Source organism: Streptomyces sp. B21-105, from assembly GCF_036898465.1.
Taxonomy (GTDB): Bacteria; Actinomycetota; Actinomycetes; order Streptomycetales; family Streptomycetaceae; genus Streptomyces.
Window position 1 is genome coordinate 4,837,492 of the sequence record NZ_JARUMJ010000001.1, and the last position, 13,278, is coordinate 4,850,769.

The window sequence follows — 13,278 nt, forward strand, 5'->3', positions numbered from 1 at the left end:
ACGCTACTTCGAGCGGAACAATCGTTGCTGGTTCGCCTGGTACTCAGCCCGTCGGATTGTCTCCGTGGCGGCGTGCTGTACCAGATTGTCGGCGAACGCGTTGCACCAGTCGTCGAGTTGACTGCCGGGGAGAAGATGCGGCATCAGCGTGGGCACGCCGCCGAATTTCTGGATCAGACCGATGCGACCGCCCACCAGGATGACTCCGTCAGTCGTGGCGGGAGTATCAGTCAGGATCTTCTTCGCCTGGGCGGCTGCTTCGCGAATGGTGCCGCCGAACCGCTGGCTCACGTAGTCCCGGAATCGAGTGAGGCCACCGTTTCCCTGGTAGTGGTCGCGGACGGCCTGAACGATGGTCTTGCCGCCACGCACGGCCTGCGCGATGAGGTAGCCGTCGGCGTCTTCGACGAGATCGGTAAATCCGAATGTGGACGCGATGCCGATCTTGCCCATCTTGTCGCTGATGTAGGTCGCGCCAGAGGCGTATGAGTCGTGGTCGCGCCGCCATTCGCCGTACAGCGTCATCAGGTCACCGCCCCAACCGGCGACGTCGCCGAGGCTGATATCCCCCTTGGGGTTCGGCTTGACGTACTGGCCGTTCGCTGTGGCCATCATGTGCTCAGTCCCGAGATGTTGACCGGTGAACGGGTCCTTGAATTCGGTCCAGATGCTCATATTGTGGTTGTTCGCATAAGAGACGAAGCCGACGTCCACCTTCCCGATGAGGCCCCGCCACTGTCCGTCGTCGTAGCTGTTGCTGCGGATGTATTCCATGACGAGCTGGTTCGGGTCCCGCTTGCCGTAGGCCTTTGCCAAATCGTAAAGAGACTCAATGTAGTTGATGAAGGTATCCGCAGGTGACGTCGGCTTGTTGATGCTGTTCTGGCCAGGGTCGGAACCGGCGCGGTGCGCGTCACGGTCAAGCCAGAATGTGTCTGCCCCGTCGATGATCTGGTATTCCTTGACTTGGTTGAACGACCAGTTCGACGGCAAGGGATAGCCTAGGTTGCCGGAGAAGCCCCAGGACATGCCGGACACGAACGAGTAGCGTGCGTAGGTCTCCTTGGTGACCTCAGCGCATACGTTTCGAGACCCGTACACGCCGTGCACGTACCGCTTCCCTTTGCTTCCGAGGCCTGACGCGACACCGCGGAAATAATCCAAGATGTGAGGCAGGTCCGCGTCGGTGGCGTCGTAATCGACGGCGAAGTAGATTACCGTGCCCCGGTTGAATCCGAAATGTACGGCTTGGTCATGAGCCTTCTGCCCGTGCTTGAACCCGTTGCCCCGGTAGTACTCCTGGAGGGTCCGGCCGTTGTCTTGGAAGATTGGGAACACGCTCAGGCCGCCGGCGAAGATGTTTGCGAGTTCGCCCTCTTCAAGCATTTTCGATCCGCCGCCGGAGGAGGCTTCGTTGAGATATCTGCCGACGTACAGGTAGCCGTCGCCGTGCATCTTCCGTGCCCGAGACGGCGTAATGGTGTAGGCGGTGTCGGAGGCGGTGACCGGTCGGTCCGGGTCGCCCATCGACACCAGAAGCTGAGCCCACGTCGCGTAGTCGCCACGACCGGTAACCGATATCGCAGAGAATCGCTGGAAGGCGGTGACGAATGTTGCCAGATTGCTGTCGAACGTTGTTTTAGACACCGTATTGGTCGAAACGGTGTCGCCTTCCGAATTGACAGTGACAATAGGTTGGTTGAAGACACATGCAGCGGAGAAAAGTTGGACGAAGATACCAGAAGAACCCTGGGATACGATGGCCTTGGACTTGATGCCCGCCTGCGTTCCGGCGCCGAAATTTCCGGTGGCGTCGGCTTCTGCGATTCCGATCTCCAGTTGGATGGCCTTCATCAGGTTCTGCTGGACATTTCGGGAGTAGTGACCGTCGGCAGGGCCTATGTTGACCGTTTTCCTCGTCCAATAGTTTCCGTTCAACCACTGCTGGATGGAGCGGACTTCGTCTGACCCGCCAGCCGTGAGTACGTAGGCATCCATGTTGAGGAGTGCCTTGACCAACTTCGCCGGGAGTGCGCCGCTCTGGGAGAGGCCCATGTCGTCCTGCATGTGCTTGACGGCCAGGACGATGTCCGGGTCGTAGTAGCCGGTGTCATAGTAGCCACCGGTGTACCCCTTGCAGAACAGGCCATATCGGATTATTTTGATAATATTCTTGTTCTTCGCCCATCCGCTGCTGAGCTCGCCGAGTGCAGCGAGCTTGGCGACGGTGCCGTCGCCAAAATTCGCGACTACAGGGCTGATTCCGAGTTCCCTCTGTAATCCCATCGTGAGGGCGTACATGGTGGACCAGCCGGTCTTGCCATCTTCCGGGCACTTCTCGTACCCGGGCACGCTGCCGTAGGTCTCGTTGACCCATTTTTGTGCTTCGAGAACTTTCACGTCGGCCATGCCGAAACTCCTGAACTGCTTGACGGATAAGGGGAAAGAGGCAGACCGCCCTGACGGTTGCCGGTGGGGGCAGTCTGATCTTCAGGACAGCGCAGATTGTTGATCAGCCAGTGGGACGGGTTTCGGCGAGCGTATGGTGCCAGAGTTGCAACACCTCACACGCCCTTGATGACAAGGTTCGGTATAGCCGTAAAGGCGGGTGACGGTACTGCAGGGACAAGGGCGCACGATGCGGCACATGGCTTTCGCTGTACACCCCGGCACGAGGACGCACTGCTGCCGGCGGACGGACGGCCATGCATTCTTGGCATGGTGCTCGCCGCCAGGAAGTCCAACCTCCGTGCCAGGTTGGCGCTGGGCGGCGATGTGAGTCGCGCGGTTCTATCCGGACTTATATGCATCCCGCTCGACGCTTACGATGGTGACGCGCGGGTTCGCGGGAGGCGTGTGGCCGGGGTCCTTTACAGTCATCACGGTCGGCCACGAGGTGCCGGGGTATAGGCCTACAACCTCCGCCGAGGTGCTTGCCGTCGCATCGAAGCCACCCGTCCCCGTGACACGGATGCGGAATCGGTAGAAGGCGCGATCCTTACCGCTGTTAACCACCATTACCGGGACGGTCAGAGCCTGATTACCCCGCGTCGGTGTGTACACGGTTACATCCCCGTGCCGGGCGACGGGTGTTTTGAACTTCTCGCTGCCCGTGACTGTGCCTGTACCGGTTGGGGACGGAGTGATGGTCACCCCTGGCGGTGCGCTTTGCAGGCGTTCCCTTTCCACCTTCTGCCTGGCCAATTCCGTCCTGTCAGGCACTGTGGTGGCAGCAATCGATGAGGTCTTGGGAGCATCTGGTGAAGGAGGGACCGCCGCAGCATCTGCGCTCGTCTGTTCGTGCCCGCACGCAGCCGTCGTTGCTCCCACAACGACAAGCAGGGCAAGAAGCGGAAGGGATGTCACCGGACGCAAAGGCATGAAAGTGCACCTCGGAAGGAGAGGGGTGAGGCGGAGAGGGCGATGGTCAGTCGCAGGCGCCGACATGCGTTTGCCGGTCGATGATCGCCACATTGCCCTCCCACATCAGTGCGTTCACCACAGCGCAGGCGGGATCGAAGGAGCTGGCGCTGCTCTCGTACTTGACCGGACCCGCGTACTGTGAAAACGAGCCTTCATCGACCTTGCACGTGGTCCAGCACACTTTCAGCTTCATGCGCTTTTTGACCCCGAGGTTGTTGTCGAAGACGGCACATGCTCCGTTTGCCCCGCCCACCACGTATTTGGTGTATGTGAACAGGGTTCCGAACCGACGGGAATCGGGGAGAACCTCCGCATAGGACAGCTTGTATCCGCTTCCGCATAGCAGGCTGCTGGCCTGTACGGCGGCGGGGTCGGCCACGGCGAGGGCGCGTGTTTGCGGATCGCGTACCGCGCTCTGTGATAGCTGCACGTTGGTGCCTGGCACCTTCTCGGAAGCCGGCTTCGCGTCTTGCGCCAATGCTTGCGGAGCTGCCAGAACTGAAGAGATGAAAACTGTGGACAGGGTGAGTCTGAGTAACCACTTCCGCATTCGAGTAATCCCCCTTGTCGTGAACAAGGGGACCGGCGTGTGGCGGCACGGGTTGCGAGGTCCCCGTTTTGCTGAGTGTGTTTGCGGTCGTCAGCTCCCGTCCCGCCAGATAAGATGGGCAGATGACAGCTTGCCGACCCGAGAGCAGGAGGTAACTCTAAACACACAGCCAACTGTAAAAACAAGAGTTCAGAGTGCACATGGCGCAAAGACCACGCATGCCGACCTCGACAGCCTCGTCCCGGAAGGTGCTATGCCTCGATCGTTGCCAGGAAGCGGGACAGGGTCTCGTTGAAGTCCGTCGGCTGTTCCAGGTTCGGCAGGTGGGCGGCGCTTCGGACGACGTGCAGCGTGGAGTGCGGGAGCAGGGCGTGCATGGCCTCCGCGTCCGACACCGGGGTGTACGCGTCGTCCTCGCCGACCACTACCAGGGTGGGGACGGCGACCCGGGTCAGCAGGGGCCGGTAGTCGGGGCGTTCGGCCCGGCCGCGCAGGGCGGCCGCGGCGCCCCGCGGGTCGGTGGACGTCATCATGCGGTGGACGTGCGCCTTGACCTCGGGGTGCGCGGTGGGCGCGACCATCTTCTCCAGCACCTCGTCGGCGTAGCCGCGCATGCCCTCCGCGAGCAGACGGTCCGCCGTCTCGTTTCGGGACGTCCGGCCGCCCGGGGTCTCCGGGGCGGGCGAGGTGTCGGCGAGGACCAGGCCGCGGACGCGGTCGCCGAAGCGGGCGCAGCACTCCATCGCGATCTGGCCCCCCATCGACAGACCGGCCAGGACGAACGCCTCCGCCTTCACCTCGTCGAGCAGCTCCTCCAGGTCCTCCGCGAAGCGGGAGAGCAGGGTGACGCCGGGGACCACCGGGGAGGCGCCGTAGCCGCGCAGGTCGGGGGCGATCACCCGGCGGGAGGCGGAGAACGCCTCGATCTGCGGGGCCCACATGGTGCGGTCGAAGGGGTGGCCGTGGACGAGGACGAGGGGGAGCGCATGGGAGGGGGAAGTATCCGCGCTTTTGTCCTCGTATGCGAGAAAGGGTGTCATGTGGCGACCGTAGGGCGGTCCTGCTGCTCGGTGCAATAAAATCTTTGTCCTCGGTGCAATGAGCATCGGCGGGCTTTTCTTGAGGAAGGTGCGTGTTCCTATGGCCGACTTCCGGTCGATCGCCGACCGCATCGCCGACGACATCGCCGCCGGACGGCTGCGTCCCGGGCAGCGGCTGCCCCCGCAACGGTGGTTCGCCCGCCGGCACCGCGTCGCTCCGTCGACGGCCGGGCGGGTGTACGGCGAACTCGTGCGGCGCGGGCTGGTGGTGGGCGAGGTCGGCCGGGGCACCTTCGTGCGGGCCGCGCCGCCCGCCGCGCAGGGGCGGGCGCTGGTCGAGACGGCCACCGCCGCCCCCGTCAACCTCGAGCTCAACTATCCTTCCGCGCCAGGCCAGTCGGAGCTGCTCGCCCCCGTGCTCGCGCCGCTGCTGCGGCCCGACGTGCTGACCGAGGCGCTGCTTCCGGGCGCCGCCGACGGCACGCCGGCCGCCCGTGAGGCCGCCGCCCAACTGCTCGCGGTGCCCGGCTGGCGGCCGGAGCCGGACCGGTTCCTCTTCACGGGCAACGCCCGCCAGGCCATCGCCGCCGCGCTCGCCTCGCTGGTCCGGCCGGGCGGCCGGGTGGGGGTGGAGGAGCTGACGTATCCGCTGGTCAAGGAGATCGCCGCGCGGCTGGGTGTCGTCCTCGTGCCGCTCGCCGGCGACGCGGAAGGCGTGCGGCCGGACGCGATCGCCGACGCCCATCGTGCGGCTCCTCTCTCGGCGCTCTATCTTCAGCCGACGCTCCACAACCCGACGTCCGCGACCACGAGCGAGGGCCGGCGGCGCGAACTCGGCCTGCTCGCGGTCGGGTTGGGGCTGCCCGTCGTCGAGGACCGCATCTGGTCCTTTCTGCATCCGGACGCCGTCCCGCTCGCCGTCCACGCTCCCGGGCTTGTCCACGTGGTGGACGGGCTGTCCAAACGGGTCGCGCCGGGACTGGCCGTCGGTTTCCTCGTCGTGCCGGAGCACCGGACGCGGGAGGTGGCGGCCGCGGTTCGGTCCGGCGGGTGGAGCGCGGGGCGGTTCGCCGTGGAGGCGGCCGTGCGGTGGACGCAGGAGGGCGTGGTGCGGCGGCTCGTCGAGCAGAAGCGGGCGGACGCCGCCCGCCGGCAGGCGATCCTCGCCGAGCACCTCGTCGGACATCTCGCCGAGCACCTCGACGGGTTCACCGTGCGCACCGATCCGCGCGCCTACTACGCCTGGTGGGAGCTGCCCGCGCCGTGGCGGGCGGAGGCCTTCACGGCCGCTGCCGTGGCCCACGGCATCGCCGTCACCCCCGGCGCCGCCTTCGCCGTCGACCCGCAGCGCACCCCGGCCGCCGTCAGGCTCGGCCTCGCCTCGGCTCCGGAGGGGGAACTCGCGCGGGCGCTGCGGGTGCTGGCCGGCGTCGCGGTGCGCGGTCCTGCAGCGAGCGGGGTGGGCTGAGCCCAGCCGTGTCCTTCCGGGCGGGTGGTCAGGCTCTGACGTGCGTCGGCTCCGGAGGGGGTGTCGGGGCGGATGCGGGGGTGAGGGACGTGGAGGGGGCGGCGGGTGCGGCGGGTGCCGCGGGGTGTCGGCGGTGTCGTACCAGGCGGGTCAGGGGGGAGCCCGGGCGGGTGAGCCAGGTCGCCGCGGCCACCGTCAGGCCCAGCGCCAGCAGCAGCCAGGAGGCCGTGCGCAGGGTGGCGGTGAGGGCGTCGTAGACCGCTCCGGCGGCCGGCCGGTGAGCGTCGTCGGGAAGGTCGTCGAGGGTCAGGCGGCGGCCGAGGGCGATCGCGAGGCCCAGGAACGCGCCGCCGAGCGCGGTCCCGAGGGCGCTCGCCGTGACGGCCCGGCGGCGGCAGGCCGCCACCGCGATGCCCGCCACCCCGAACACGACGGCCGCCAGAGGCAGCCAGAAGCCTGCGACGTCGAGCACGTGGTAGCCCTTCCGGAGTGCGGCCAGGTCGTCGGACGGGAGCAGCGCCACCTGCGTGTGCTCGATGGGGATGCGCGCGGCGAACGGGACGTGATCGACCGTCAGTTGTCGCTTGAGGGGCGTGGTGACGGTCGCCAGGTCCACGGTGACGGGACGACCGTCGCGGCCGGCCCGGTCGTCCCGGAGCGCCCGCATGACCGCGGTGTGGGCGGCCTCGTTGCCGGCGTCCCACGCGGTGCGGTAGGCGCGGGTCGCGGTGAACGAGCGGAACGCGTCGCGCAGGAACAGCGGGTTCATCCCGGCCTCGCGCGCCACCCCCTCGCCCACCGTGTCGGCGACGATGTCCCGGACGTCCGGGTCGGAGGCGAGCGGCGCCATCGTGTTGACGTAACTGCGGGTGTCGGTGAGGCCGTACGCCGCCCAGGCCGCGAGCGTGCCGAACGGCACGAGCACGCAGCACAGGGCGATGAGGGCGGCCGAGAGAGCGGTCCGCAGGCTTCGGGACACGTCTTCAGGCAACGGCTCCGGGGCGGGAGGCGCGAGCCCATGACGGCCGTACGGGTGGCGTCCCGCTCATGCCCTCCGGTGGAGGGTTCACCCGAACGGGTGTTTCCTGGTTCTGGGGGGAAGGAGGCCGATCATGCGCACCACTGTGGCCCTGCGGACCCTGGCCGCGGCCCTGCTCGCCGCCGGCTCCCTCGCCGTCGCGACGAGCGGCGCCACCGCCGCGCCGGCCCTGCCCGCCAGCGGCGGCGATCCCGTCCGGGGGACCGTCGTCTCCCGCACCGAGTTGAACGTGCGACAGGAACCCACGACCCACGCGCCGGTCGTGGCGGCACTCGCGCCCGGCAGCCACGACCTGGTGCAGTGCATGGTCAAGGGCCAGAGCGTGAACGGCAACCCGGACTGGTACTGGCTCTACGGCGCCCAGGGCTGGGCGAGCGCCGCCTTCGTGGACGTCGGCCGCGCACACGTGCCCGACTGCGCCGACCCGTGCCCCCAGTGGAAGGACGGCGACTGGACGAACTGGGACGACGACCCGTTCACCGACAGCTCGTTCACGGTGTCTGGCTCCGGGTCGTTCAGCTTCTCCGGCACCTGGAGCTTCAGCGCTTCCGGATCGTCGTCGTCAGGAGCCTCGTCGGACGGCCGGGAGTGGGTTCCGGCCGGCCGGTGAGTGGAGGGATGAGGGAAGACCCGGGCCCCGGCGGTGTTCCGCCGGGGCCCGGGTGCGGTCCGATCTGCCGACCAGGACCTCCTGTTCTTCTGTCCTAGCTGTTCTTCTGTCCGCTGTTCTGTCCTAGCGGATGCGGTGTCCGTCCGCGTCCTCACGCGTGTAGAAGCGGAAGAACAGCGTCGCGAAGGTGACCGCCGCGATCGTCAGCGCCCAGCCGGTCGACCGCAGCACGCTCGCGTCGGTCTCGCTGTAGAGGAAGCCGAAGGCGCAGCCGGCGAACGCCGCCCACAGCAGGGCGTGCACTTCGCGCCGCATCCGCGGGGCGAGGGCGTGCACGCCTGTCCAGAGCGCCGCGAAGGCGAACGCGCTCACGAAGCCGAGCAGGAGGTTCCAGCCGGTGATGGGGCCTCCGGCACGGTTGTTGGCCGCGACCCAGTAGCCATAGACGAGGCCCAGCCCCACGGCTGTCGTCCACTCCGCGGCGTGGTGGGTCCGTTCGCTGAAGACGTCGGGTGTACGGGGCCGGGCGGACCGGGTCCGAAGGCCTGACGCGGGCGCCGCGTGTGCCGGATGAGCCGGATGAGCCGGATGAGTCATGGGAGGACTCCTCTCTCCTCGCCCCTGCCTTCCAGAGCACACCTGGGAGGGGGCGGTGGCAAGTCGGGTGCACGGCTGCCGCTCCGCGGCGGGCGACGAAGGCCCCGTAAGGGGAGGTTTGCGGTCCTGAGGCTCCCCTTTGCAGCAGCAGCGGTTACGGTGCTGAGGTACGTGATCGACAGGGGAGGGGACATGCGGGAGGGGACCATGCCCGGAACCGTGCTGCTGCTCGCGGCCTCGCCCAGGGGCAAGGGGTGTCTGGTCGACGCGGCCGCCGTGCTCCCCGTGCTGGCGGCGGTGCCGCCTCCCGTGCTGGCCGGCGCCGACACCGCGAACGTCGTCGAGCTGGCCGACCCGCTGGAGCCGCAGGCCGTGCTCACCCGGCTGCGGGCCGCCGCGGCCGCGCCGGGCCCGCTGACCCTGTTCGTCGCGGGGCAGTTGCAACTCGACCGGCGGCAGCGGCTGCCGCATCTGGCGCTCGCCCGGACGACGCCCTCCACCGTGCGCTACACCGGGTTCCCCTGGCACTGGTTCCGGGAGGAGCTGCGGCTGCGGGCGGCCGGGACGACGACGGCCGTGCTCGATCTGCGCGCGGACCCGGAGACCTGGCAGTGGCTGCGCGGCAACCCGCTGGACTGCGGGCCCGCGACCGCCGTCTATGGGCGGATCGCGCCGCCCCCGGGACGGCGGGAGGTCGCCGCGCCGACGTATATGAAGGCGGTCGCGACGATACTGCGCAGCGGGGGCCGTCCGGCGATCGAGCGGCTGCACCAGGCGGCGCTGACCCGGATCGCCGGGGACGGTGAGGTCGGCGACCTGGTGCTCTCCGGCTCCGCCGCTCCGGTCGCTCCGGGAGTTCCGGGAGTTCCAGGGGGCACTCCGGGAGTTCCGGCTGCTCCTGCGGCGAGGGTTCCGGTTGTCCCGGGGGTCCTGGGCGCACCGGTCGCTCCGGGGGGCCCAGGGGGCCCGGTCGGCCCGGGGGGCCCGGTCGGCCCGGGGGGCCCGGTCTGGCCCGCGTCCTCCGTCGGGCTGCCGGCCACCGCTGTTCCCGCTGTCCCGTCAGCCGCCGGTGTCCCCGCAGTTCCCGAAGTCCCTCGCGTACAGGCCGGCTCCGGCGCACCTGTCGCACCTGTCGCACCTGTTGCCTATGCCACCGGTGCCGCCTCTGTCGTACCGGCTGCTTCCGTCATAGCCGCCGGCTCTGCCGCGCCCGCCGCTTCCGTCGTCCCGGTGGGTTCGGTCGGGCCGCTCGGCTCGGTCGTACCGGCTGTGCAAGACACTCCGGCCGCTCCGGCCGCTCCGGCCGCCCCGGTCGGCTCGGTCGCGCGGGAGGCCCCGGGGCTGCCGGTCGGCGCTGCTGCGGCCGCCGATTCCGTCTCCGCCACGCCCGCCGGTCCGGCTGGGCCTGTCGCTTCCGCGTTCGTCGTTCCCGCCGGTTCCGCGATCGTGACCCCCGGGCTCCCCGTCACCCCCCGCCCCCGGATTCCCTCCCCGGCGTCCGGCGGGGAGGGGGCGTCCCGGGGTGGGCGGGAGAGGCGGGATCTCGATCCGCACGACGCCATCTCCACCGCCGTCCGGGCCGGGCGGCATGCCGACGCCGACGTTCTCGCCGCAGGGCTGGAGCGGGCCGCGGCGGCGTCGCACGGGCCCGGGTCCGAGGAGGCGTTGCACTGGGCCGAGGTGCGGGCGGACCTGGCGATGTTCTCGGGGGACGCCGAGCGCAGCTGCCGTACCTGGATGACGGTCGCCTTCGCCCGGCTCGAGGCCGGGCAGGCGGTCGACGCGCCCGCCGTGGAGGCGGCGGCCGACCGGGCGCACCACCAGTGGGGACGGATCCCAGACGTGGTGCGGGCCCGGGCGCTGGGGCAGGCGATCGCGGAATTGCGGGCCCGGGTGCCGGGCCGGCGCAAGGGTGCGCTGGACCACGTCCAGCGGCAGTTGCTGCAGTTGCAGACGACCCGGGGGTGAACCCGGTCCTCGCCCGCCCGCGGTGTCAGTGGCGGTCGGGTGCGTCCTGCTGGGCCGTCGGGGCGGCCGGAGCCTTGTCGGTGGTGGCGGTCGAACCCGCGTTGGCGGCGGCGATCAGGGCCGTGACGGTCAGCAGGGCTGCCACGAGGGCTCTCGCATAGGGCGCGGCGGGGCGTGCGGAAGGGTGCGCGGAACGGTTTCCGGACACGGCTACCTCGCAACGTCGGCGACTGCGATGCTCCGTCAGCAAGCGGTTAAGCGTGCTTAACTCTCCGTTCAACCTAGGGGCTGGGATGCCCCGACGGCAAGAGGCGCAAGGGCGGTCGGGGGAGCCGGGAGTGGCGGAGCGGGACGAGCGTCAACTGTCACCGGATGCGCGACTACACGCTGGGGCCCGCACCGCGCAGCCACCCTTGTGGCTTCCCGCCCCGCCCCGGCACGCCCGCCGGCCCGCCCGCCAAGTGCCCCCGCGCTGCCGGTTCCCCCGGTGGGCCCTGGGTACTCGGCGAACGGAGCACCCGCCGGGCGGACGAACGTACGGGCGGACAGGCGGGCGTACGGCCGGACCGGCCGACGGGCGGGCGGCGGACGGAGGTGACGGCCGTGGGCGACCAGGAGCGGGACCGGATCGCCGACGTCATCGCCCGGGAGACGGGCGACGCCGTCGCCCAGGACGTGCCGCAGCGGCTCTGCGACGCCGTGCTGAAGCTGCTGCCGGTCAGCGGCGCGAGCGTGTCGCTGCGCGGCGAGGGGATGCCCGTGCCGCTGGGAGCGAGCGGGGAGAGGGCGGCGTACGTGCTGGAGATGGAGGTCACCCTGGGGGACGGACCCGGGCTGGAGGCCGCCGAGACCGGTGCTGTGGTCGTCGCCCCCGACCTCGCCTCACGCCGGGACGCCTGCCGCTGGCCGGTGTTCGCCCAGCAGGCGGCGGCCGCCGGGGTCCGGTCGGTGTACGCGCTGCCGCTGGGCGACCGCGCGGTGTGCGTGGGCACGCTCGACCTCTACCGTGACGTCCCCGGCGAGCTCGCCGTCGAGGAGGTGCACACCGCGCGGATGGTGGCCGACGTCGTGACGGCGGCGCTGCTGGCGCTGCCCCGGGACGATCAGGACGGCCCGGACGGCGACGGCCTCTGGCTCAGCCCGCTGGCCACCGACCACGTCGAGGTGTACCAGGCCGTCGGCATGCTGATGGCTCAGCTCGGCGTCACCGCGGACGAGGCGCTGGCGCTTCTGCGGGGGCACGCCTTCGCGGGGGACCGCACGGTGCTGGAACTCGCGCACGAGGTGGTCGGGCACCGCACGCGGTTCGACGACGACCCGGACTTCTGAGCGGGTCCGAGCGGGGAGCGGGGGCACCTGCTTCTGGTCCTGCCCGTCTCTTCCCGGCAGCTCCGCGCCTGGTTCCCGGCCTGACCCGCCTGCTCAGACCTGTACCCGCCCCTGGTTCCTGACGTCCGCCAGCCGGCGCACGCCCAGCTGCACGGCCGCCTGCGTCGCGGCGTTGGGGATGTCGCCGAGGCCGCCGTTGGTGAGGGCGAAGGCGTCCTCACCGGCCCGGACGGCGGCGACGTCCAGGGTGAGGACCATCGGGGCCCCCGCGTTCTCCCCGGCGACTTCTCCGGCGTTCTCCCTCACGTTCTCCTCTGTGCTCGCCCCCGTGTTCTCCCCCGCGCTCCCCCAGCGCGTCAGCGTGACCCGCAGGCCCTGCCGGACGTCGCCCACCTCCGGCAGGGGCAGCTCGGAGACCTGCACGTCCAGTACGGCGCCGCCGGCCGCCCTGGCCGTGAACCGGGCGCAGGTCTGCGGCAGCGTCCTCAGCCGGGCCAGCGTGCGGTCCACGTCCGCCGGGCGGCTGCCGGTGAGCTGGTAGCGGAGCTGGGCGCCGGTGTCCGGATCGTCGAGCGCGACGACCGCGCGGGGCGGTCCGCCGAGCAGCTCGTCGGCGTAGAGGTCGTCGAGGAGCCGCCGGCAGTCGGCGGGCGACGCCGTCGCCTTGAGCATCCCGTCCCGCCAGGTCGCGGCGCCTCGGGTCGGGGTCCAGGGGGCGCCGAGGTCCCGCTCGGTGATGAGGGCGGCCTGTGCCTGGGCCTCGGTCAGTCCCGCGGAGGCGGCCGCCGGCGCGGAGGGCTTCGCCGACTTCCGCTCGACGGTGGGGGCGGCCGGAGCGGCGGTCGGCGGATGCTCCAGGCCGAGGGTGCCGCATCCGGAGGTGACGGCGGTCAGGGCGGTGACGGCGGTGAGGAGGAGCGAGGAGGCCAGGAGAGGGCGGCGGCGGGTCATCGGGGGGTGCCTCCATGGTGGGCGCGGGCGCCGGGGCCGGTGCCGGCGCCGGGCGAGCCGGGGTGCTTTCTCCCACGTCAGCACCGGTGCCCCGGGTCGACCAGCGCGGCGGTCCGTACGGGTTACCGCCGTTGGTGCGGGCGGGTGGACGGGCGGTGGACGGGGGGCGGGGAGGGGGCGACGACGGGGGCGGGGGCCGCGGCGTGGCGGCGACGGGAAAAGGGATGGTGTGCCGCGGTCCCCCGTTGTTACGGTGGCCGGCATGAATCGCGCCCAGCCGTCCCTCACGACGACGCCGGAGAA

The 13,278-nt window shown here is 70.3% G+C and carries 9 protein-coding genes and 1 pseudogene; 4 read left to right on the plus strand and 6 right to left on the minus strand.

Annotated elements, in window-relative coordinates:
• Positions 1-3: 3 nt before the first annotated feature.
• From QA802_RS21815 to QA802_RS21825, 3 genes are all read right to left on the minus strand, one after another.
• Positions 4-2,409, minus strand: coding sequence for a glycoside hydrolase domain-containing protein (locus QA802_RS21815; RefSeq protein ID WP_334525327.1), 2,406 nt, complete (start codon positions 2,407-2,409; stop codon positions 4-6).
• Between the two features lie 1,018 nt (positions 2,410-3,427).
• Complete coding sequence (locus tag QA802_RS21820; protein WP_334525330.1) at positions 3,428-3,973, minus strand: hypothetical protein; 546 nt, start codon at positions 3,971-3,973, stop codon at positions 3,428-3,430.
• A 251-nt stretch (positions 3,974-4,224) separates the two neighbouring features.
• Positions 4,225-5,013: an alpha/beta fold hydrolase gene (locus tag QA802_RS21825; protein ID WP_334525333.1), complete on the minus strand. Its 789-nt coding sequence runs from the start codon at positions 5,011-5,013 to the stop codon at positions 4,225-4,227.
• A gap of 100 nt (positions 5,014-5,113) precedes the next feature.
• On the opposite strand from QA802_RS21825, the gene QA802_RS21830 reads away from it, so the two are divergent.
• Complete coding sequence (locus QA802_RS21830; RefSeq protein WP_334525336.1) at positions 5,114-6,481, plus strand: aminotransferase-like domain-containing protein; 1,368 nt, start codon at positions 5,114-5,116, stop codon at positions 6,479-6,481.
• Positions 6,482-6,509: 28 nt separating this feature from the next.
• Here the strand turns inward: QA802_RS21830 and QA802_RS21835 are convergent, their stop codons facing one another.
• Positions 6,510-7,460 carry a hypothetical protein gene (locus QA802_RS21835; RefSeq protein ID WP_334525338.1) on the minus strand — a complete coding sequence of 317 codons (951 nt, stop codon included), beginning with the start codon at positions 7,458-7,460 and terminating at the stop codon, positions 6,510-6,512.
• A 133-nt stretch (positions 7,461-7,593) separates the two neighbouring features.
• On the opposite strand from QA802_RS21835, the gene QA802_RS21840 reads away from it, so the two are divergent.
• Positions 7,594-8,130, plus strand: coding sequence for an SH3 domain-containing protein (locus QA802_RS21840; RefSeq protein WP_334525340.1), 537 nt, complete (start codon positions 7,594-7,596; stop codon positions 8,128-8,130).
• Positions 8,131-8,253: 123 nt separating this feature from the next.
• Here QA802_RS21840 and QA802_RS21845 read toward each other — a convergent pair whose 3' ends face one another.
• Positions 8,254-8,727 carry a hypothetical protein gene (locus QA802_RS21845; protein ID WP_334525343.1) on the minus strand — a complete coding sequence of 158 codons (474 nt, stop codon included), beginning with the start codon at positions 8,725-8,727 and terminating at the stop codon, positions 8,254-8,256.
• A 207-nt stretch (positions 8,728-8,934) separates the two neighbouring features.
• Between QA802_RS21845 and QA802_RS21850 the strand changes: the two are divergent.
• Together QA802_RS21850 and QA802_RS21855 are read left to right on the plus strand one after the other, a co-directional pair.
• A pseudogene (locus QA802_RS21850) lies at positions 8,935-9,529 on the plus strand (hypothetical protein); the annotation flags it as partial.
• Positions 9,530-11,298: 1,769 nt separating this feature from the next.
• Positions 11,299-12,024 (plus strand): GAF and ANTAR domain-containing protein, encoded by a 726-nt coding sequence (locus QA802_RS21855; RefSeq protein WP_334525346.1) that lies wholly within the window; start codon positions 11,299-11,301, stop codon positions 12,022-12,024.
• Positions 12,025-12,117: 93 nt separating this feature from the next.
• Here QA802_RS21855 and QA802_RS21860 read toward each other — a convergent pair whose 3' ends face one another.
• Complete coding sequence (locus tag QA802_RS21860; RefSeq protein WP_334525349.1) at positions 12,118-12,975, minus strand: hypothetical protein; 858 nt, start codon at positions 12,973-12,975, stop codon at positions 12,118-12,120.
• Positions 12,976-13,278 lie beyond the last annotated feature (303 nt).

Excerpts from the sequence above, each read along its gene's own strand:
- QA802_RS21860 (WP_334525349.1), bottom strand. The coding sequence starts at position 12,975 with ATGACCCGCCGCCGCCCTCTCCTGGCCTCCTCGCTCCTCCTCACCGCC.
- QA802_RS21815 (WP_334525327.1), bottom strand. The coding sequence starts at position 2,409 with ATGGCCGACGTGAAAGTTCTCGAAGCACAAAAATGGGTCAACGAGACC.
- QA802_RS21830 (WP_334525336.1), top strand. The coding sequence starts at position 5,114 with ATGGCCGACTTCCGGTCGATCGCCGACCGCATCGCCGACGACATCGCC.
- QA802_RS21825 (WP_334525333.1), bottom strand. The coding sequence starts at position 5,013 with ATGACACCCTTTCTCGCATACGAGGACAAAAGCGCGGATACTTCCCCC.
- QA802_RS21845 (WP_334525343.1), bottom strand. The coding sequence starts at position 8,727 with ATGACTCATCCGGCTCATCCGGCTCATCCGGCACACGCGGCGCCCGCG.
- QA802_RS21840 (WP_334525340.1), top strand. The coding sequence starts at position 7,594 with ATGCGCACCACTGTGGCCCTGCGGACCCTGGCCGCGGCCCTGCTCGCC.
- QA802_RS21820 (WP_334525330.1), bottom strand. The coding sequence starts at position 3,973 with ATGCGGAAGTGGTTACTCAGACTCACCCTGTCCACAGTTTTCATCTCT.